At 47.2% G+C, this 19,182-nt stretch carries 23 protein-coding genes; 22 read left to right on the top strand and 1 reads right to left on the bottom strand.

All coding sequences use genetic code 11. The annotated features are described in order from the left end of the window. The first annotated feature begins 17 nt into the window (after positions 1–17). From P404_RS0101640 to P404_RS0101550, 19 genes are all read left to right on the top strand, one after another. Positions 18–215 (top strand): DUF2768 domain-containing protein, encoded by a 198-nt coding sequence (locus tag P404_RS0101640; protein WP_026829843.1) that lies wholly within the window; start codon positions 18–20, stop codon positions 213–215. Further along, on the top strand, positions 212–946 hold the full coding sequence (locus tag P404_RS0101635) for a hypothetical protein (protein WP_026829842.1): 735 nt from the start codon (positions 212–214) through the stop codon (positions 944–946). Before P404_RS0101640 ends, P404_RS0101635 begins: the two co-directional genes overlap by 4 nt. 85 nt (positions 947–1,031) lie before the next feature. Beyond that, a complete protein-coding gene (locus P404_RS0101630; RefSeq protein WP_012370671.1) occupies positions 1,032–1,304 on the top strand; it encodes an HU family DNA-binding protein in 273 nt (90 codons plus the stop codon). Between the two features lie 142 nt (positions 1,305–1,446). Further along, entirely contained in the window at positions 1,447–2,025 is a 579-nt protein-coding gene (locus tag P404_RS0101625; protein WP_014970612.1) for a heptaprenyl diphosphate synthase component 1, read from the top strand. 22 nt (positions 2,026–2,047) lie between these two features. Continuing rightward, complete coding sequence (locus P404_RS0101620) at positions 2,048–2,755, top strand: demethylmenaquinone methyltransferase (protein WP_014970611.1); 708 nt, start codon at positions 2,048–2,050, stop codon at positions 2,753–2,755. Position 2,756: 1 nt separating this feature from the next. After that, the gene (locus P404_RS0101615; protein ID WP_034773934.1) at positions 2,757–3,719 is read left to right on the top strand and encodes a polyprenyl synthetase family protein; all 963 of its coding nucleotides are present in this window, start codon (positions 2,757–2,759) and stop codon (positions 3,717–3,719) included. A 93-nt stretch (positions 3,720–3,812) separates the two neighbouring features. Beyond that, complete coding sequence (gene ndk / locus P404_RS0101610; RefSeq protein WP_026829840.1) at positions 3,813–4,229, top strand: nucleoside-diphosphate kinase; 417 nt, start codon at positions 3,813–3,815, stop codon at positions 4,227–4,229. Positions 4,230–4,369: 140 nt separating this feature from the next. After that, positions 4,370–5,143: a CheR family methyltransferase gene (locus P404_RS0101605; RefSeq protein WP_014970608.1), complete on the top strand. Its 774-nt coding sequence runs from the start codon at positions 4,370–4,372 to the stop codon at positions 5,141–5,143. 21 nt (positions 5,144–5,164) lie between these two features. Beyond that, complete coding sequence (gene aroC, locus P404_RS0101600) at positions 5,165–6,319, top strand: chorismate synthase (RefSeq protein ID WP_026829839.1); 1,155 nt, start codon at positions 5,165–5,167, stop codon at positions 6,317–6,319. After that, positions 6,316–7,371 carry a 3-dehydroquinate synthase gene (locus P404_RS0101595; RefSeq protein ID WP_026829838.1) on the top strand — a complete coding sequence of 352 codons (1,056 nt, stop codon included), beginning with the start codon at positions 6,316–6,318 and terminating at the stop codon, positions 7,369–7,371. Before aroC ends, P404_RS0101595 begins: the two co-directional genes overlap by 4 nt. Then, on the top strand, positions 7,362–8,615 hold the full coding sequence (aroA, locus tag P404_RS0101590; RefSeq protein ID WP_026829837.1) for a 3-phosphoshikimate 1-carboxyvinyltransferase: 1,254 nt from the start codon (positions 7,362–7,364) through the stop codon (positions 8,613–8,615). Before P404_RS0101595 ends, aroA begins: the two co-directional genes overlap by 10 nt. 43 nt (positions 8,616–8,658) lie before the next feature. Further along, on the top strand, positions 8,659–9,921 hold the full coding sequence (locus P404_RS0101585) for a tetratricopeptide repeat protein (RefSeq protein ID WP_014970604.1): 1,263 nt from the start codon (positions 8,659–8,661) through the stop codon (positions 9,919–9,921). A 28-nt stretch (positions 9,922–9,949) separates the two neighbouring features. Next, a complete protein-coding gene (locus P404_RS0101580) occupies positions 9,950–10,477 on the top strand; it encodes a ReoY family proteolytic degradation factor (protein WP_014970603.1) in 528 nt (175 codons plus the stop codon). Between the two features lie 202 nt (positions 10,478–10,679). Beyond that, positions 10,680–11,120, top strand: coding sequence for a DUF2487 family protein (locus tag P404_RS0101575; RefSeq protein WP_026829836.1), 441 nt, complete (start codon positions 10,680–10,682; stop codon positions 11,118–11,120). 104 nt (positions 11,121–11,224) lie between these two features. After that, positions 11,225–11,731: a ubiquinol-cytochrome c reductase iron-sulfur subunit gene (locus P404_RS0101570; RefSeq protein ID WP_012370659.1), complete on the top strand. Its 507-nt coding sequence runs from the start codon at positions 11,225–11,227 to the stop codon at positions 11,729–11,731. Positions 11,732–11,734: 3 nt separating this feature from the next. Further along, positions 11,735–12,406: a menaquinol-cytochrome c reductase cytochrome b subunit gene (gene qcrB, locus P404_RS0101565; RefSeq protein WP_012370658.1), complete on the top strand. Its 672-nt coding sequence runs from the start codon at positions 11,735–11,737 to the stop codon at positions 12,404–12,406. A gap of 40 nt (positions 12,407–12,446) precedes the next feature. Then, positions 12,447–13,238, top strand: coding sequence for a menaquinol-cytochrome c reductase cytochrome b/c subunit (locus P404_RS0101560; protein WP_014970601.1), 792 nt, complete (start codon positions 12,447–12,449; stop codon positions 13,236–13,238). 55 nt (positions 13,239–13,293) lie between these two features. After that, on the top strand, positions 13,294–13,893 hold the full coding sequence (locus P404_RS0101555) for a DUF1405 domain-containing protein (RefSeq protein WP_014970600.1): 600 nt from the start codon (positions 13,294–13,296) through the stop codon (positions 13,891–13,893). Between the two features lie 45 nt (positions 13,894–13,938). Then, positions 13,939–14,619, top strand: a complete 681-nt coding sequence (locus P404_RS0101550) for a zinc metallopeptidase (protein ID WP_026829835.1) — start codon at positions 13,939–13,941, stop codon at positions 14,617–14,619. Between the two features lie 62 nt (positions 14,620–14,681). Here P404_RS0101550 and P404_RS0101545 read toward each other — a convergent pair whose 3' ends face one another. Beyond that, a complete protein-coding gene (locus tag P404_RS0101545) occupies positions 14,682–15,569 on the bottom strand; it encodes a YitT family protein (protein ID WP_026829834.1) in 888 nt (295 codons plus the stop codon). A gap of 172 nt (positions 15,570–15,741) precedes the next feature. Here P404_RS0101545 and bshA point away from each other — a divergent pair, with 172 nt between their 5' ends. Genes bshA through P404_RS0101530 form a run of 3 tightly spaced genes read left to right on the top strand, consistent with a single transcriptional unit; the run spans position 15,742 to position 18,948 of the window. Next, positions 15,742–16,884 (top strand): N-acetyl-alpha-D-glucosaminyl L-malate synthase BshA, encoded by a 1,143-nt coding sequence (gene bshA / locus P404_RS0101540; RefSeq protein WP_026829833.1) that lies wholly within the window; start codon positions 15,742–15,744, stop codon positions 16,882–16,884. Beyond that, positions 16,871–18,016, top strand: a complete 1,146-nt coding sequence (locus P404_RS0101535) for a CCA tRNA nucleotidyltransferase (RefSeq protein ID WP_034773929.1) — start codon at positions 16,871–16,873, stop codon at positions 18,014–18,016. Before bshA ends, P404_RS0101535 begins: the two co-directional genes overlap by 14 nt. Beyond that, positions 17,977–18,948 (top strand): biotin--[acetyl-CoA-carboxylase] ligase, encoded by a 972-nt coding sequence (locus P404_RS0101530; protein WP_026829831.1) that lies wholly within the window; start codon positions 17,977–17,979, stop codon positions 18,946–18,948. The genes P404_RS0101535 and P404_RS0101530 overlap by 40 nt, the downstream gene beginning before the upstream one ends. Positions 18,949–19,182 lie beyond the last annotated feature (234 nt).

The raw sequence follows: 19,182 nt of genomic DNA, 5'->3' as shown, positions 1-19,182 counted from the left end.
GGAGTGGGGTGGAAACCTTGAGTCCAGGTTTATTAAAAATGTGGATTTCATTTGCCGGTATCGGTCTATTTGCGATCAGTGTCTTACTGGTCACGATCAGCCGGACGAAGTTGACTGGTTTTTGGCAGTTTCTGATGTCGACGGTCGCGGTCCTATGTTTTATCATCGCATCAATCATCATGGTCTTTATCGTTATGGCAGGACCAAGCGCATGAAAAAAATAGCGATTGTCTTGATGCTCATCCCGGTGATGTTACTGTCTGGTTGTTTATTTCCAGATAGCCAAAAACCGTCCAATCGTGTCCCGTATCCGGAACAAATCCGGACGGTCCAAGAAGTGGTGGAAGCGTACCAAAAAGATACAGGTGTGTTGCCGATCAAAACACGAGAGGCAAATACCCCTTTGATGGAACGATATCAGATCGAACTCGGTCGACTCATTCCTCGCTATATGAGTGATCCGCCACCAAACAGTTTTGAAGGAGGCGGAACGTTCATTTATTTATTAGTGGATGTCGATACAAAACCGACTGTCAAACTCATGGATTTGCTTGTAGCTGAAGAACTTCAAAAACTGCAGGTCCGGATTGACACGTACCGTAAGAAAAACGAAAAATATCCATTTAAAGGATCAATTGGAAAAAATCAGTTTACACTTGATTATAAAAAATTGTTCATCAAAGAAGAACCCAAAATACCAAGCCCGTATTCTGATGAGCAACTATCGATTTACGTCGATGGGCAAGGCCAACTGTTCATCAACTATTTGCCTGAATTAGAAAAAGCGGTTGAAACTGCGAAGAAAAAGCCGAAAGTAGGTCAAGATATTCGTCATTTACTTTATGATGAGCAACCTTTTGTTCCTGCATACTCTCAAAGTTATACCATTAACGAAAAAGGCGAACCTGTGTTTTCTGAAGAATCGATCGAAGAATCAGAAAATTGATGGGGATTCTTATGAAAATGTTGTAATATCAACGTTTATAAGGTATGATTAGCCTCGAAGAAGTGATTGGGAGGGGGTGAACGTAATGAACAAAACTGAACTCATTCAAGCAGTCGTCGAAAAATCAGGTCTAACTAAAAAAGACGTGACGAAAGTTGTCGAATCAACATTCGAATCGATTACTGAGACACTTCAGTCTGGAGAAAAAGTCCAATTGATTGGCTTTGGTAACTTCGAAGTCCGTGAACGCGCAGCTCGTAAAGGTCGCAACCCACGTACAAAAGAAGATATCGAAATTCCAGCAAGCAAAGTACCTGCTTTCAAACCAGGTAAAGCATTGAAAGATGCGGTGAAGTAATTCGGTTACATAGTCGTTCGGGGAATTCCTCGGACGGCTTTTTTTGTGGACATTGAGAGACGAGAAAACGCATTGATTATGGTATATTAAAAAAGAAGAACATCCATCAACGAGATGGCACTGGAGATCGGGGGGTAAAAGCATGAATCATCAAGAGCTGCTCGTGGAAGAAATGATCACTGCACTCACTACGAAACAAACAACACAACTGGCTCAACATGTGGATTTCCCTTCCATCAATCGTGAACAGATCAGTTGGTTGATCGATGTAGCCCAGAATGAGACGTTGGCCTGGCAAGCGCTTGTCAAAGGCGTCCACCATGCGCAAGTCGCCTTGTTGTTACATGAACGTGTAGGGGAAACGAAAAGAGGCTCCAAAGAACGACAATTGCTTGTCCTAGCAGGTGATCTGTTCTCGAGTTACTTTTTTGAGGAGTTAGCATCCCTTCCTCAAACTGCACTGGTTTCACTCGGACGGACGGTCCAGCGTGTCAATGAAGCGAAATGTGCCCTTCATGAGGAAAACTATGCCTCGACCGAAGAATATGTCTTGCTTTGGTTGACGGCAGAATTTGGACTTGTTCAAGGTTTGGCGACGATCAGCGGGAGAGACTGGTTAACGGAACACGGCCAACGATTGATTCGCCAGCGGGCATTAGCATTAAAACCAAGGGCTCAACAACTACTATTATCACATTTAGAACAGATGGCAGTAGCGTAATATCTTTGAAAGGGTGAACTGCGTGCAGACACAAGAAAAAGAGAAAAAAGTATACGAAGTATTTCAGTCGATTTCAACGAATTATGATCAAATGAACTCGATCATCAGTTTTCGCCTGCATAAAGTATGGAGAAAAGAGACGATGCGCCGGATGAATGTGTTCCCAGGTGCGAAGTGTCTTGATCTATGTTGCGGAACTGCCGATTGGACAATCCAACTCGCTAAAGCAGCAGGACCGACTGGTGTCATCAAAGGACTTGATTTCTCCGAGAATATGTTAAAGGTAGGCGTCGAAAAAGTAGAAGCGTTAGGCATGAAAAACGTCGAATTGTTACATGGGAATGCGATGGAGCTTCCTTTTGGAGATCATTCCTTTGATTACGTGACAATCGGGTTTGGTTTACGGAACGTGCCTGATTATCTTCAAGTCATTCAAGAAATGCACCGGGTGTTAAAACCAGGTGGAACCGTTGTTTGCTTGGAGACAAGTCAGCCGACGGCACCGTTGTTCAAAGAAGCCTATTCGCTTTATTTCGGTAAAATCATGCCGCAAGTCGGTCGTCTGTTTGCGAAGTCTTACGATCAATACAACTGGCTTCAAGAGTCGACGGAAGTTTTCTTAGACCGTGTCGAATTAAAACAGCTGTTTGAACAGGCCGGTTTTATGCAGGTTGAAGTCAAAGCATTTGCAGGTGGGGCGGCTGCGATGCACCTCGGAAAGAAGTGGTGACATGTCACTGCACTCAATTTACCGAGATGTAACAAAAGAAGTGAATCTAGTCGATCAATTTTTAGTCAGTCATATTGCGTCGGATGATCCGACGATCGATGCGGCAGGCCAGCAATTACTTCAAGCCGGTGGGAAACGGATTCGACCAGCATTCGTCTTATTGGCTTCGAAGTTCGGGCAGGCGGATCGAGATGAACTCGTTCGAGTCGCAGCAAGCCTAGAGTTGATTCATATGGCATCGCTCGTGCATGATGATGTGATCGATGATGCAGAACTTAGACGCGGCAAACCAACCGTCATGCAACACTTTGATGAAGAAGTAGCCCTTTATTCTGGAAACTTTTTGTTTGGTGAGGCTGTCAAATTGATTGGAGAAGTCGGGAAACCGGAACTCGTTCAAGTAATGGTCCATGCGATGCGTGAAATCTGTGAAGGCGAAATCGAACAGATTTATGATCAGTATGATTGGGAACAATCCATCAAACGATACATCAAACGAATTGAGCGGAAAACGGCGATTCTGATTGAAGCAAGCTGTCATCTTGGGGCGATTGTAGCCAACTGTTCTGCGGAAGATACAAAGGCGTTGCGGCAATTCGGGCGAGACATCGGTCTAGCTTTTCAAATTGCAGATGACTTACTGGATTTTACAGCCAAGCGGACCGAACTAGGAAAGCCGGTTGCAGAAGATTTACGGCACGGTCACAAAACGTTACCTGTTTTTTATGCATCAGAAGATCCGGCGTTTTTTCAAGAACTACAAAAAATTCGTTCGATGCCAACCCATCAAGAAGTTGCTCCATTACTGGAGCGGCTGCAACATTCAGATGCGCTGGAACGGACGCAACAAACCGTTGACTTGTATATCCGACGCGCGATTCAACGGTTGAATCACCTTCCGAAATCTTCAGCCAAACGGTCGCTAGAAGAGGTTGCCCGTTATGTCGGGAAACGAAAAGGCTGAAAATTGTAAAAAATTTCTTGCCGCCACTTCAATTACACAGTAAACTCATTATGTAAGCGCTTTTTTATTCGTATTTCATAGGGGGAACTAGTAATGGAGCAAACGTTTTTAATGGTAAAACCAGATGGCGTCGAACGGGGATTAATCGGGGAAATCATCGCTCGGATCGAACGAAAGGGATTTGTGATTCGTGAGATGAAAATGATGCAGGCGACAGAAGAATTAGCACAAGCGCATTATGCGGAACATGCAGAAAAACCATTTTTCGGAGAGTTGGTCACTTTCTTGACATCTGGTCCAGTCGTCGCCCTTCGTGTCGAAGGAACGGATGTTGTGACGGTTTCACGGATGATGATTGGCAAAACGAAACCAACGGAAGCGTTACCTGGAACCATTCGGGGTGATTTTGCAAACACGATGAGTGAAAACGTCATTCATGGTTCAGATAGCGTCGAAAGTGCGGAGCGCGAACTGAGCCTCTGGTTTCAAGGACAACCTTTAAACGTATGATACCGGCAAGACGATTGAGCAGTTGCTCAATCGTTTTTTTTGTTTTTTGGAAAGGAAATGGCTTTATGCTAAAATAGAAAATAAGATTGGGGTCTACTGTGAAGTCGCCCTAAACAGAGAGAGGATTTGTGAGGTGGATTATGCAGGACTATGAGCTTTTTATCCAACGTTTCTTAAAAAAATCGGGAATTGATTTAGGACAATATAAAGAAGCACAGATGAAACGACGATTAACAGCATTACGCGATAAAAAAGGACATAGTACATTTGCTTCTTACATGCAAGCGATGGAGAAAGATACGAACTTGTACGAAGAGTTTTTGGATCGGATGACCATCAACGTCAGTGAGTTTTTCCGGAATCCGATTCGTTGGCAACAGTTAGAGCAAGATATCTTACCTGTCCTGCAAGCACGCGCACACGGTCGGATTCGAACGTGGAGTGCCGCCTGCTCGACAGGTGAAGAACCGTATTCGCTCGCGATGATTTTAAATGAAAAGATGGATCCGGCGCAGTTTACGATCCAGGCGACGGACTTGGACGATCTTGTACTGGAAAAAGCGAAACAAGGACGGTACGGGGCATCTGCTTTAAACGAAGTCGAAGAAGCCAGAAAAAAACGCTACTTCATCGAACAAGAACAACAATTCGAAGTTGTTCCTGAGATCAAACGACTCGTGCGTTTTAGTAAACATAACTTGTTAGGTGATCGTTATGATAGTGGCTTTGATTTGATCATTTGCCGGAATGTCTTGATTTATTTTACGGAAGAAGCGAAAGCCCATGTATACCGCTCCTTTGTCCAAGCGTTGAAGCCGGGCGGGATTTTGTTTGTTGGTGGAACAGAACAAATCTTTCAACCGGAACGATTTGGTCTTAAAATGAAACAAAGCTTTTTCTACGAAAAAATTTAACAGGACGAAGGGATGGAACATATGCGTTATATGACTGCAGGAGAATCACATGGTAAAGGCTTATCCGTCATCATCGAAGGTGTCCCTTCTGGTTTAACAATCGATTTCGAACAAATACAACAAGAGATGAAACGGCGCCAAGGTGGATACGGGCGCGGACGACGGATGCAGATCGAACAAGATGCGGTCGATGTCCGCGGTGGAATTCGTCATGGCTATACGACAGGCGCACCGATCAGCCTGTTCATCGAAAACAAGGATCATACGCACTGGACGCAAGTCATGCAGGCTGAACCGTTGGAAGAAGAACTAGAACGCCCTCGTACACTGACCCGTCCACGACCGGGGCATGCCGATTTAGTTGGGGGGTTGAAGTATGGTCACCGGGACTTGCGTGACGTCCTGGAACGGTCGTCTGCTCGAGAGACGGCGGCCCGCGTTGCCGTGGGTGCGATCGCGAAACAATTGCTCGCGCAACTCGGTGTGGATATCTTCTCACATGTCCGCTCAATCGGTGGTGTAGATGCCGCTCGTGTGAATCCGATGGAACACCGCGAGACGATCGAAACCTCTCTTGTGCGTTGTGCAGATGAAGTGGCGTCAGAAAAAATGATGCGGGCCATCGATCAAGCGAAACAAGATGGGGATACACTGGGGGGGGAAATCGAAGCCGTCGTGACGGGGCTTGTTCCCGGGATTGGTTCCTTTACACAAAATGAGACGAAGTTAGATAGCCGGATTGCGCGTGCGGTCATCAGTGTCAACGCGATGAAGGCAGTTGGCTTTGGAGATGGATTTGATCTTGCGCGCCGGAAAGGCAGTACGGTACAAGACGAAATCTTACATGATGAGACCGGTTACTACCGTAAAACGAATCACCTCGGTGGGATCGAAGGGGGCATGTCGACCGGAATGCCGATCCGCGTTCAAGTGGCGATGAAACCGATTCCGACCTTGTATCGTCCGTTACAGTCCGTCGACATTGAAACAAAAGAACCGTTCGTCGCACAGATTGAACGAAGCGATGCCTGTGCGGTTCCAGCCGCTTCCGTCGTCATCGAGGCGGTCGTCGCCTTTGAAGTGGCGGCGTCGATTCTAGAGATGTTCGGGAGTTCGACGCTCGATCGTCTGAAAGATAGTGTTGCTGCGTACAAGGAGGAGGTGCGTCTCTTTTGACGCAACTCCAGATTCAGGCGAGTCGTCCCTATACCGTCTACATTGAACCGGACGCAGTGAAACGGCTTGTAGAAGTACCGGAAGCACAACAAGCGGACCAGTTTTGGATCATTACTGATCAGACGGTCGCTGCGCTCCATTTAGCGACGGTATGTGCACAACTCGATCACTGTTTCAACAAGAAGCAGCTGATCAGTCGAGTAGAACCAGGAGAAGCGAGTAAGTCACTCGCCGTCTATCAAAGGGTATTAGAAGACGGCATTGAGAAAGGCGCGACGCGGAAAACGGTGGTGCTTGCTGTCGGAGGAGGGATGATTGGTGATTTAGCCGGTTTTGTCGCCGCGACGTTTTTGCGAGGGGTACCGTTCATCCAAATCCCGACGACGTTGCTTGCCCACGATTCAAGTGTCGGCGGAAAGGTTGGATTAAACTTACGTTGGGGTAAGAACCTAGTAGGAGCGTTTTATCAACCATCTGCCGTCTTATATGATATAACTTTTTTACGTACCTTATCTGACCGCGAATGGAGAAGCGGTTTTTTTGAATTGCTAAAACACGGTCTACTCGCACGGCCGACGTTTGCTCACGATTTATTGGAACTTGATTTGGCAGGTGTAAAACAATTGCCGTTAGCTGACTCGATTGCAGCGGGGATTGCGGTTAAACAACGGATCGTCGAACAGGACGAATGGGAAAGTGGTGTCCGGGCTTTTTTGAATTATGGACATACGTTTGGTCACGCCGTCGAGTACGTGAGTCCTGGTTTATCACATGGGGAAGCCGTCGGGATCGGTTTGGTGTTCGTTTCTTTTGTAGAAGGAAATCTGGACCAAGCGAAGCGGGTTGTTAGCTTGATTAAACGATTAGGCGTGACATTGCCAGAACGCCAGGCCTTTCAGGTCTACTTGGATTTGATGAGACGGGATAAAAAAAACAATGCGTCGATCCGTTTTGTAGTACAACGACAAGGTGAATTCAAATTAGAAGAGGTTGATGAAGACCGTCTACGTAAGGCATATGATCAAACGGTGAGGTGTTTACAGTGGGATTAAGAGGAACAGTACGAGTACCCGGAGATAAATCGATGACCCATCGCGCTTTTTTGATGGGAGGAATTGCGGACGGCACGACAGTGATTTCCAATGCACTGCTTGGCGCCGATTGCCTAGCATCACTTGCTGCGGTCGAGGCGCTAGGTGCTCAGGTCGAGCGGACGAGTGATGGAATTCACATCACTGGAACGGACCATTTACATGCCGCGGCGATTGATTGCGGAAATTCAGGAACGACGATACGGTTATTAAGCGGCATCTTAGCTGGTGGACAGGAAAGTTATATCTTGACGGGGGATGACTCCCTGCAAAAACGACCGATGGACCGCGTCACCGTCCCGCTCACGACACTTGGAGCAAAGATTGACGGAACGTACGCCCCGTTAACGATAGAGGGACGTCGCCTTGTTGGGACGACGTACACTTTACCGGTCGCTAGTGCACAAGTGAAAAGTGCGGTGCTGCTCGCCGGTTTGTTTGCGACGGGCGAGACGACGGTCATTGAACCGGTTCTCTCGCGTGATCATACGGAGCGGATGTTGCCGAAGTTTGGTGCTGAGGTGACGATTCAAGAGCAGGAACGAGGACGACGGATTCGCTTGCAGGGACCGATTCGTCTGCAGGCAACGACGATTGACATTCCAGGCGACCCATCATCGGCAGCGTTCTGGTGGACAGCGGCAGTCCTTGGACAAGACAGTGCCATCACGACTGAACACGTGTTAATGAATCCGACCCGAATCGGTTTTTTACAAGTCTTACGTCAAATGGGGGCAAGTGTTGAAATCACGAATCGTCAAGAGTCGACGGGAGAAGAGACGGCAGACGTGACACTGACGACAACATCGCTACAAGCCATTTCAATTGAAGGGGAACAGATTCCGTCATTGATCGACGAAATTCCGTTGCTCGCCTTACTCGCGACACAAGCGGATGGAAAAACGATCATCCGGGATGCGGCGGAATTACGAGTCAAGGAAACGGATCGGATCGAGACGGTCGTGTCGGCCTTAAAAAAAATCGGGGCCCGAATCGAAGCGACGGCAGACGGGATGATCATTGATGGACCGACGCCTCTGATCGGTGCGACGGTCGACAGCGCCGGTGACCACCGGTTGGCGATGATGTTGACGATTGCCTCGACGTTACAACCGGAAATTCAAGTGCTCGGAAATGAAGTAGTTGAAGTCAGTTACCCAACGTTCTATGATGATTTAAAGACACTACAGCAGGCGAACCGATAAGTTCGACAGGAACAGTGAAATAGAAGAAAGTGAGGTGTTTGCCTTGAACGAAGACCTATTAAAACAGATAGTCGAAAGCCTTGAACATGGTCACACGTCAGAAGCGTTAGCGGCGCTCGAACAACTTGAAAAAACGGGTACGGATGAAGACCGTTTGGCAGTAGCCGATCTCTATATCGAGCTTGGTCTATCAGATCGTGCAGTTGATTTATTAGCACCACTCTATGTCGATTATTCGGGAAATGCAGGGGTTGCGTTACTGCTCGCTGAATGTTACATCGATCTCGACCGTGAGGAAGAGGCCATCACGGTCCTTGAGCAAGTGGATACGAGCGACATCGAAAACGGACCACGGACATTGGTCTTGTTAGCTGATTTGTACCAGTCGCAAGGGTTAGACGAAGTGGCACTTGCTAAACTTAAGGAAGCCCGGACGCTTGCGCCGGACGAACCATTGCTTGCCTATGGTTTAGCCGAATTGTATATGACACTCGGTGCGTTTGATCAGGCCGTGCCCTTATTTGCTGAGATTGCGGCAGATCCCGTCCTACGTGAAGAATTACCATTAGATGCATTATATGCGGAGTCACTGGCGATGATTGGTGAATTTGAAGAAGCGATCCCGTTATATGAACGGGCCGTCGCGGAGCGCTCGGACTTGCATACGTTATTTGGTCTTGCGATGACGGCCCACCGAGTCGGTCAACATCAAAAAGCAGTCGAAACGTTCCAACAGCTGATTGCCCAAGATCCGGATTATACATCTGCGTATGTCCCTTATGCAGAAAGCCAGTCGGAACTTGGTTTGACGAAAGAAGCCTTGAATGTCATCAAACAAGGCATCGAACGGGATGACTACAATGATGAATTACGGACGATGGAAGCACTATTCCTACTGAAACTCGGTGACCGGGAAGGGAGTGTCAAAGCCTTACGTGAAGCACTTGCCCTCAATCCAGAGTCGCTTGTGGCAGCAGAACGGCTACTTGCCCTGCTTGCTGAAGATGAAGATCACGAGGCGACGCTCGAGACGATCTCGGCGATCGAAGAACATGTCACAGCCCCGATCCTGACATGGTACCGTGCCCGTTCCTTGTATGCGTTAGAAGAGTATACACGAGCGATGGAAAAATATGCACAAGTCGAGTCTGCTTTTGCGGATGATGCTTTATTCTTAAAGGAGTATGGTTATGCATTAGTCGAGGAAGGCCGTCGTGAAGAGGGGAACTCCTTATTACGACGTGCGGCAAGTCTAACGCCGGAAGACGCAGACTTAGTCGACTATGTCGAACGAATGGATGGATGACTTCACTGGAGAAGGGAGTAGGATTAAGATGACAGAGAGAAAGCAGCGTTTCTTGCGCCGCATCTTGACCTATTATACGTTGAAACGTCGGGAATCAAAATGGATCATTGATTATTGGCTTCGTAATGAAGAGAAGCTTGATCAAGTTCATTTTGTTCAAAATGCCATGTTTGCCCCGAAGGCGATGATCATTACGACATATGGATTTGACGCGGACCCTTTTCTGTTTAAAAAAGGGGAAGTCAAAACAACGGACCCCGAAAAAGCGTATCATGATATCCGGTTAACGAATGAACCGCTTTATATCGAATTGAACTTTCAAGGCATGATGATGGATGATGAGTATCTTTCGTTGTTAGAAGAAAATCCATTTCGACCAGAAGTGGCCGTTGAACCCAAATTGGCAGACGCGGCGATGAATTTTATTGCTGCGACCGTCAATCGCCAAGAGGAAGAACGTCTTGTCCGACTGATTGATGAAGCACTGGATGCGCGGGATAAAAATCGTTTCCAATCTCTTTCGGACGAGTTGCGAGTGATTCGTAGCCAGTTGTAAGTCTAAAAGTGGAACCATGATGGCAGTGCCCCTCCTGTTCAACAGGAGGGGGCTTTTTTTCGGAAAGTGAAAGTAAGGGCAAAATATGAAGAAAAATCGTAGGTAATTTCATAAAACGTTCACATTAAGGAAGCAGTAACAAAAGCGGATATGATACATTAAATGTGACGAATTGTAAGTGAACAGGAAAGGGGGAAATGACTTGCGTTTCAAACCATCCGATGTTCAAAGGACGAGAAACGAACAAGCGTATATCGATACGTTGATTGTCCCATTGATACCTGTCGGATTTGACGAAGCGATGCATGCTTTTGCAGAATGTGCAGATATGACGATGACGGTGGCGACGGAAGTTGAACGACAATTGTCCGGTCGGGCGATGCTCGTACCACCGATGACCTATATCGGTGATCCATCCATTGAACAGCTCAGCAGTTGGGAGCAAGCAGCGTCTTCTGAACAATTTCGATTTGTGACGTTCATTACCGCCGATTTACGGTGGAAAGAGACATCGGTCGAGGACATGATTTATGTCCCGCGTTTATCGCTTGAGACGATGAGTCGCGATCAACAAGGTCAGATGGTCGGGAATTTTGTCAGGCAAGTCCTCGAGCAGCTAGGAAACCGTTGGACCGCGCTATGAAGCGGTTGACGCAATGATTTTATTAAGATACTATTACCATGTGAGAAATTTGTGTGAAGTACCGTGGTCTTGGGGCACAGTGTACATCACGAGGGGGGATCGAGATGGCTCAAAACGGGTCTAACGTAACACGTCGTCAGTTCTTGACGTATACATTGACGGGAGTCGGCGGCTTTATGGCGGCGACGATGGTCATGCCGATGGTCAACTTCGCAGTTGATCCAGTCCTGAAAAAATCAGGAGCAGGCGATAAAGTAAAAGTAATGAAGTTGTCGGACATCACGACAGAACCAAAACGGGTCGACTTTAAGAAACAAACACAGGATGCGTGGTATGAGTTTGAAGAAACGTTGTCTGCTTGGGTGTTTAAAAACGATAAAGGTGAGATTTTAGCATTATCACCGATTTGTAAACACTTGGGTTGTCAAGTAAGTTTTGGATCTGATCCAACGCACCCAGAACAATTCTATTGCCCATGTCACTTCGGTCGGTATACGAAAGATGGCGTTAACGTTCCAGGAACGCCTCCGACGAAACCGCTTGACGGATATGAAATGCAAGAGAAAGATGGTTTCCTCTATCTAGGTAAACCAGTCGAAAGAGGTGCGTAAGCGATGATGCAAAAAATCTATGATTGGATCGATGAGCGGGTAGATATTACTCCGCTGTGGCGAGATATCGCCGATCATGAAGTACCAGAACACGTTAACCCGGCGCATAACTTTTCAGCATTCGTTTATTGTTTTGGCGGGCTGACATTCTTTACGATTGTCATTCAGATTCTTTCGGGAATGTTTTTGACGATGTATTATGTACCAGATATCATCAACGCACACGCGTCTGTTTATTATCTTCAAAATGAAGTCGCCCACGGTCAAATCGTTCGTGGTATGCACCACTGGGGCGCATCCGTTGTTATCGTAATGTTGTTCTTACATACATTACGCGTCTTCTTCACAGGTTCTTACAAAAAACCACGTGAATTGAACTGGGTCGTCGGCGTTCTGTTGTTCTTCGTTGTCTTAGCGCTTGGTCTGACAGGATATCTGTTGCCATGGGACATGAAAGCCTTATTCGCGACGAAAGTTACCATTCAGATTGCTGAGAGTATTCCAGTCATCGGTGGTATCGCGAAAACACTCCTTGCGGGTGGAGAAATCGTCGGAGCGAGTACAATTGCTCGATTCTTTGCGATTCACGTCTTCTTCCTTCCTGCAGCATTGTTCGTCTTGCTCGGGGCCCACTTCATGATGATCCGCAAACAAGGGATCTCTGGACCACTTTAAACCGACAATTACTTTAGACAACTAAAAGGGGGAGAACACGATGCATCGTGGTAAAGGAATGAAATTCGTCACCGATTCACGGGTGTCGATCAACAACCGGATGCCGAATAAGTCAAAAGATTATTCAGAGTATCCAGGTCGGACGGAAGCGTTCTGGCCAAACTTCTTACTTCGCGAATGGATGGTTGGAGCGGTCTTCTTGATTGGCTTCATGACATTGACAATCGTTGAAGCGGCACCACTTCAAAACATTGCTGACCCGACGAATACGTCGTACATTCCACTTCCGGACTGGTACTTCCTATTCCTCTATCAGCTCTTGAAATATCAATTTGCTGCCGGTCCATACATCTTGATGGGGACTGTCATCCTTCCGGGTCTTGCCTTTACGGCATTACTCGTAGCACCATGGTTAGATCAAGGCATTGAGCGTCGCCCAGCGAAACGTCCGGTTGCAGTCAGCATGATGTTACTCGGAATTGTCTCAATCATTTTCTTGACTTGGGAATCTGTTCAAACAACGCACTGGGATACAATCCATAAACAAGGTGAGTTGACGATGAACGAAGGGCCTGAAATCGATACAGCAGCAAAAGGGTTTGAGATTTACTCGAACCAATCATGTGTCAACTGTCACGGGAAAAACCTTGAAGGTGGAGCAGCAGCTCCGGCCCTCGTCGGTACGAAAAAGACAGAAGAAGAAATTTATGAGATTGCAGACAAAGGGGTCGGATCGATGCCTGCTGGACAGTACAAAGGTTCAGATGCAGACCGTAAAGAACTCGCCAAATTCATCGCTTCATACGGTGAAGGCGGAGAAAACAATAAATAAGATGACAACCGGGGGAATTTTCCTCCGGTTTTTGTCTATCATGAGGTGAAGTCAGATGCCCTTTTTACACATTTTGACGCATAAAGCTGTTTTGTGGCCACTCGCGTTAATCAATCTCGCGGGTACCCTGTATGGTTATTATTGGTATCAACCGCAACTGGCGCAGTCGAAATGGTATTACTATCCGTTTATTCCCGACAGCCCGACAGCATCATTCTTTTTTACAATCATCGTTTTCCTTTGGATTTTCAATCGACGTTCGCGGTTATTTGAAGCCCTCGCTTTTGTGACGCTCATCAAATATGGTGTCTGGGCGGTCATCATGAACGCCTTGATGTTACGCGAACTGGGAACGGGTGATTCCTACTTAACGGCGATGGCCTTGATGTTGATGGTTTCACATGGGGCGATGGCGTTCCAAGCTATTTTATATGCCCCCGTGATGACGTTTCGGACAAGAGAACTTGTGTTAGTCGCCATTTGGGTCCTTCATAACGATGTCGTCGATTATGTACTAGGACAATGGCCACGTTATCCGGCACTTGCTGAGCACATCCAGTGGATTGGGTACGGATCGTTTTGGCTGACTGGATTATGTCTTTTGATGGGATATTGGTTTGTCGTACGCGATTCGATTGACAATAAGTTCGCTTGAACATAAAATAAGGATATAATCTTTTTATGAAGGAGCAGATGCCACATGGCGAACTATCTGATTTATTTGGCCATCATCATCATCGTGCCGATCTGGGCTCAGATGCGTGTCAGAAAAACGTATAAAAAATATCAACAAGTGCCGATTCATAGTGGGGTGACAGGGGCGCAAGTCGCTGATTTCATCATGAAACAAAATGGAATTACAAATGTCCGCCTTGAGCCGATTGGCGGAACGATGTCCGATCACTACGATCCGACGAATAAAGTCGTTCGTCTTTCGGAAGATGTCTATTACGGTTCAACGGTATCAGCTGTTTCGATTGCCGCACACGAAATCGGTCACGTCATTCAAGATGCAACGGATTATGGGATGATGCGTGTCCGTCACCGGATTGCACCAGTCGCTTCGATCACGTCGAACCTATCGTTTCCGTTATTGCTGATTGGTTTGTTTGCCGGTATCACCGGTTTTGCGATTCTTGGTGTCATCTTGATGCTTGGAGCGGTCATCTTCCAACTCGTGACGTTACCCGTCGAGTTTGATGCCTCGAACCGGGCGATGGCCCAGTTGACGGAACACGGGATCATTGATGCGGAAGAAGAACGGGGTTCACGTCGCGTATTGAACGCAGCTGCTTGGACTTATGTTGCAGCGACACTCGTTGCCGTAGCTGAATTCGTCCGACTCGCATTGCTCGTCTTTGCACCGTCTAGTGATGACTAAATAGAAAAAAACGAGGAGTCCTTTTGGATTCCTCGTTTTTTTGTTGTGGACACAACAACGTGTCACGTTTCTTTGATTGGGATTCGGTTTTCGTCAAACGTAAATCCTTCTCCCGTGACCTCATAAACGTCATGTAAGGTGATGAAGGCGTGTTGATCGACGGACTTGACGAGTGTTTTCAGTCGCGTGATTTCATTACGGGCAACGACGACGTAGAGCACTTCCAAGTCTCGTCCCGAGTAACCACCTTTTGCGACCAGGCGGGTCGTTCCCCGGTTCATCGTTGCGTGAATCCCGTCCGCAATCTCCGTTCGTTGATCGCTGATGATCATCGCCGCTTTTCCGGCATACGTACCTTCTTGCATCCAATCGATGACACGCGCCCCAACGTAAACGGCGAGTAACGTGTACATCGCCTGTTTGTAGTCGAGATACGTTAAAGAGGCAATGATGACAAAAAAGTCGAAGACCATAAACGTTCTTCCGATCGACCAACCAAAATAGCGTTTCGTCAGGCGGGCGATGATATCGACGCCACCGGTCGTGCCACCGTTGTTGAAGATGATACCGAGACCAACACCGATGAAAACGCCGGCAAATAAGGCAGCAAGTACCATGTCATCCTTCAATAAAATCTCAAGCGGTGAATACTTCGCGATCAAGCCATACCAAATCGAAAAGCTGAACGTGCCGATCAACGTGTAGATGAACGTCGTCCGACCAAGCAGCTTATAGCTGACGAAGAAAAGCGGAATGTTCAAGACCAGATTGGTGATGGAAGGAGAAAATCCGAACAACCCTTTTAAAATCAAGGTGATTCCGGTAAAGCCTCCTTCAGCTAACTCGTTTTGAACGTTAAAATGATAAATACCAAAGGCAAAAATAAATGATCCGATTAAAATCCAAATGATATTTTGAATTCGAATCGGAAACTGGAATGGGGGTGCCATCTGTTTGCTCCTCTCTGACATGACTCTTTCTCTAGGGTAACGGCAGAATTCAAAAAAGACTAGTCTTTCTCACGAAAATCGTTCGAAAAGTGGTCGATGTAGTTTTTAGTCGCTAATTTGATTACAATGAGCAGGATAGAGGACATTATCAGTGGAGAGTGAGTGAGTGAATATGAAAAAAGCGATTGGGATTCTTTGTTACCCATCAGTCGGCGGCAGTGGCGTCGTTGCGACGGAACTCGGTATGAAATTAGCGGATCGGGGACATGATGTTCATTTCATTACATCAAGCATTCCCTTCCGCCTGACGGAGTATCGACCGAACATCACTGTCCATCTCGTCGAAGTGAATCAATATTCGGTCTTTAAGTATCCACCGTACGATATTACATTGGCTTCGAAAGTGGCGGAAGTGATCGACCTGTTTGATCTCGACATCATCCATGCCCATTACGCAGTCCCCCATGCGGTGTGTGCCGAACTGGGCCGAAACATGGCGAAGAAAAAAGGGGTGGGTGTCGTAACGACCTTACACGGTACGGACATCACGGTCATCGGTCAAGACTTAGAGATGCAGCCTGCCATCCGTTACGGGATTGAAAGTTCGGATGCCGTCACAGCCGTCTCGGAAAGTCTTGCCCTGGAGACGAATATGACGTTAAACGGGCAGTATTCGATCGATGTGATTCCGAACTCGATTGATGAAAGTGTTTATTATCCGATGCGAGATGATCGTTTGAAACGTCATTACGGGATTGAGCCGGATGAGACCGTCGTCATTCATATTTCGAACTTCCGTCCGGTCAAGCGGATTGATGACACGTTAGCCGCTTTTGCGATTGCGTCAAATGGTCGGGCGATGCGCCTGCTGCTTGTTGGTGACGGTCCAGAGATGGGGCAGACAAGACGACGAGCGAAAGAACTGGGGATCTACGACAAGATTATTTTTGCTGGGAAACAAGAACATGTCGCTCAATTATTAGCGATCAGTGACATCCATTTATTATTATCGGAAAAGGAAGCATTTGGTCTTGTTGTTCTGGAGGCGATGGCGGTGGGGGTTCCAAGCGTCGTCTCGAGTGCCGGTGGATTACCGGAAGTGATTCAAGACGGGAAAACCGGATTTATCGTTCCGACCTATGATGTCAAAGCGGCAGCCGACCGGATTGGTCGTTTGGCAGACGACCCGTCACTACGAGAAGAGTTGGCAGAGGAAGGGATTCGGGATACGCGGCGACGGTTTGACTCCAATCAAGTCGTTCGGGCATATGAACTTCTTTATGAACGGGTGTGTGCACGATATGAAAATGCTTGAGCGGGCGAATCAAATCATTCAGACGATTGAACAGGCGGGCGGGGAAGCGTATATCGTCGGTGGAGCCGTCCGTGATATGTTACTGAAACGGCAACCGGGTGACTATGATTTGGCGACATCCTTGTTCCCTCACGAAGTGATCCCCTTGTTTCCTGTCGTCATTCCGACAGGTCTCGATCATGGGACCGTCACGGTTGTCCTAGACCATGACCCGTTCGAAGTGACGACATTTCGTTCAGAAAGTACGTACAGTGACCGTCGTCGACCGGACGAAGTGACACTCGGGGTCAGCTTAGAGGAAGATTTGACTCGACGCGATTTTACAATCAATGCGATGGCACTCAAGCCGACAGGGCTTGTGGACTTGTTCGGGGGTCAAGATGACTTGGCAGCAAAAATCGTTCGTACGGTCGGACGAGCAGAAGACCGGTTCGATGAAGATGCGCTCCGCATGATTCGAGCATTTCGATTCATGAGTCAGTTGGAGTTTTCACTTGATCCTCAGACGGAACAAGCGATCAAAGACAAACAAGAACATCTTCAGGCGGTTGCGGTTGAGCGGATTGCAAATGAGGTTGAAAAATTATTGTTAGGACCAGGTCGGACGGCAGCGTTAGAAGCGATGCTTCGGACAGGAGTCTATGCGTATCTCCCTCACCTCGACCGGTCGATCATCGAACAGTTGATCAGACTTCCCTTCAACGGTGTGTCGACAGAGGACGTCTGGACACTCGTATTGGTGGCAGGTCTACGTCCGGAAGCGTTGCGGGCCTGGAAACGCTCGAAGAAACAAGAAACGCGTGCGAAGACATTAGCGGTGCTCGTTAACGAGGAAACGTTATCGGACTGGCAACGTTATCGTTTATCAGATGAAGAATTGTTGCACTTAAATGAAATGACGGGTCGTCATCATGACGAACGGACCACGTTACCGATTCGCCAGTTAAAAGACTTGACCGTCAATGGACGTGACATGATCGCACTCGGCTTACACAAAAAAGAGATTAAAGAGGCGCTTCATCACTTGGAAAAACAAGTGGTCTACCGTCATCTTGAGAATCAACGTGACAGTTTATTAAGGGAAGTGATGACTTGGAAAAAACAACACGGGACCGGATCCTCCAAACCTTGATGCAGACCGACTGGATATCCGGTCAGGAGTTGGCTGATCAGCTGAATATTTCACGTACCGCTATTTGGAAACAAATTGTATCATTAAAAGAAGCGGGCTATCAAATCGAATCAAACAAAAAAACAGGCTATCATCTCATTGATCAAGGAGACCGGCTGACAGCACTCGCCATTGAACAGCATCTCCAAACAAAACAGTTAGGACAACAGATTGTTCATTTAGAAGAGACGGAAACGACACAGCGGATCGCTCATGAACAAGCGCAACAAGAAGCAACCGAAGGAACGCTCATCGTCTGTGATTTTCAAACGAGTGGCCGTGGTCAACTCGGGCGGGTCTGGCATGAGACGCGAGGAGCCGGTATTGCGATGAGTCTGATTTTGCGTCCGGAGGCACCGCTGCATCAAGCGGGTCAGTTGACGTTGCTTGCGGGAATCGCCTTGTCAAAAGTATTACGGACGCTTGAGGTACCGGTCACGATCAAATGGCCAAACGATTTATTGATTGCCGATCGAAAAGTGGCTGGAATCCTAACGGAAATGCAGACAGAAGCCGATCGGATCAATTCCGTGATCATTGGGATTGGGATAAACGTCCGGCACGAAAACTTTCCGGACGTGTTGACGAACCGGGCGACGTCATTAAAACTCGCGACGGGAAAATCATTTTCCCGCGCAAAAATCGTCGCGTTGTTTTTAAATGAATTTGAACAGATGTATCAGCGCTGGTTAGTCGATGGCTTTGCGTCATTTGTGTCAGAATGGGAAACGTATGCTGATCGACTAAACGAATTGGTGACACTACGTACGCGGCAAATGACGGTAACAGGTTATCTGCGCGGCATCCAGTCTGATGGGACACTTCAAATCGAAACGGAAGAAGGAATCAAAACGTTTCATTCCGCTGAATTGATTTACTGGACAGAAATGTAAGTTCGGACGTTTGCAGTCTGCTTTTTGAATCATGTATACTAAGTGCAAGGATGATAGCCATTTGGAGTCATACCGGTTAAAGGCTTTGATTGATAGGTTTTATTTTACTGCCTTGATCCTACTCGGACAGGGACAGAAGGACGATATTGCACTTATCCACGCCTTCTTTCCTAATGATTTATTTAGGAAGGAAAGGCGTTTCCTTTTGTCCTCTCTAAACTACGAAGGAGAGAA

Origin of the sequence: Exiguobacterium antarcticum DSM 14480 (assembly GCF_000685865.1) — a bacterium.
Classification (GTDB): Bacteria; Bacillota; Bacilli; order Exiguobacteriales; family Exiguobacteriaceae; genus Exiguobacterium_A; species Exiguobacterium_A antarcticum.
This window is presented reverse-complemented; position numbering and strand designations above follow the sequence as displayed.

What these genes read in the sequence shown, in the direction of transcription:
- P404_RS0101635 (WP_026829842.1), top strand. Translation starts at nt 212, where the DNA reads ATGAAAAAAATAGCGATTGTCTTGATGCTCATCCCGGTGATGTTACTG.
- P404_RS0101630 (WP_012370671.1), top strand. Translation starts at nt 1,032, where the DNA reads ATGAACAAAACTGAACTCATTCAAGCAGTCGTCGAAAAATCAGGTCTA.
- P404_RS0101625 (WP_014970612.1), top strand. Translation starts at nt 1,447, where the DNA reads ATGAATCATCAAGAGCTGCTCGTGGAAGAAATGATCACTGCACTCACT.
- P404_RS0101615 (WP_034773934.1), top strand. Translation starts at nt 2,757, where the DNA reads ATGTCACTGCACTCAATTTACCGAGATGTAACAAAAGAAGTGAATCTA.
- ndk (WP_026829840.1), top strand. Translation starts at nt 3,813, where the DNA reads ATGGAGCAAACGTTTTTAATGGTAAAACCAGATGGCGTCGAACGGGGA.
- P404_RS0101605 (WP_014970608.1), top strand. Translation starts at nt 4,370, where the DNA reads ATGCAGGACTATGAGCTTTTTATCCAACGTTTCTTAAAAAAATCGGGA.
- aroC (WP_026829839.1), top strand. Translation starts at nt 5,165, where the DNA reads ATGCGTTATATGACTGCAGGAGAATCACATGGTAAAGGCTTATCCGTC.
- P404_RS0101580 (WP_014970603.1), top strand. Translation starts at nt 9,950, where the DNA reads ATGACAGAGAGAAAGCAGCGTTTCTTGCGCCGCATCTTGACCTATTAT.
- P404_RS0101570 (WP_012370659.1), top strand. Translation starts at nt 11,225, where the DNA reads ATGGCTCAAAACGGGTCTAACGTAACACGTCGTCAGTTCTTGACGTAT.
- qcrB (WP_012370658.1), top strand. Translation starts at nt 11,735, where the DNA reads ATGATGCAAAAAATCTATGATTGGATCGATGAGCGGGTAGATATTACT.
- P404_RS0101560 (WP_014970601.1), top strand. Translation starts at nt 12,447, where the DNA reads ATGCATCGTGGTAAAGGAATGAAATTCGTCACCGATTCACGGGTGTCG.
- P404_RS0101555 (WP_014970600.1), top strand. Translation starts at nt 13,294, where the DNA reads ATGCCCTTTTTACACATTTTGACGCATAAAGCTGTTTTGTGGCCACTC.
- P404_RS0101550 (WP_026829835.1), top strand. Translation starts at nt 13,939, where the DNA reads ATGGCGAACTATCTGATTTATTTGGCCATCATCATCATCGTGCCGATC.
- P404_RS0101545 (WP_026829834.1), bottom strand. Translation starts at nt 15,569, where the DNA reads ATGGCACCCCCATTCCAGTTTCCGATTCGAATTCAAAATATCATTTGG.
- bshA (WP_026829833.1), top strand. Translation starts at nt 15,742, where the DNA reads ATGAAAAAAGCGATTGGGATTCTTTGTTACCCATCAGTCGGCGGCAGT.
- P404_RS0101535 (WP_034773929.1), top strand. Translation starts at nt 16,871, where the DNA reads ATGAAAATGCTTGAGCGGGCGAATCAAATCATTCAGACGATTGAACAG.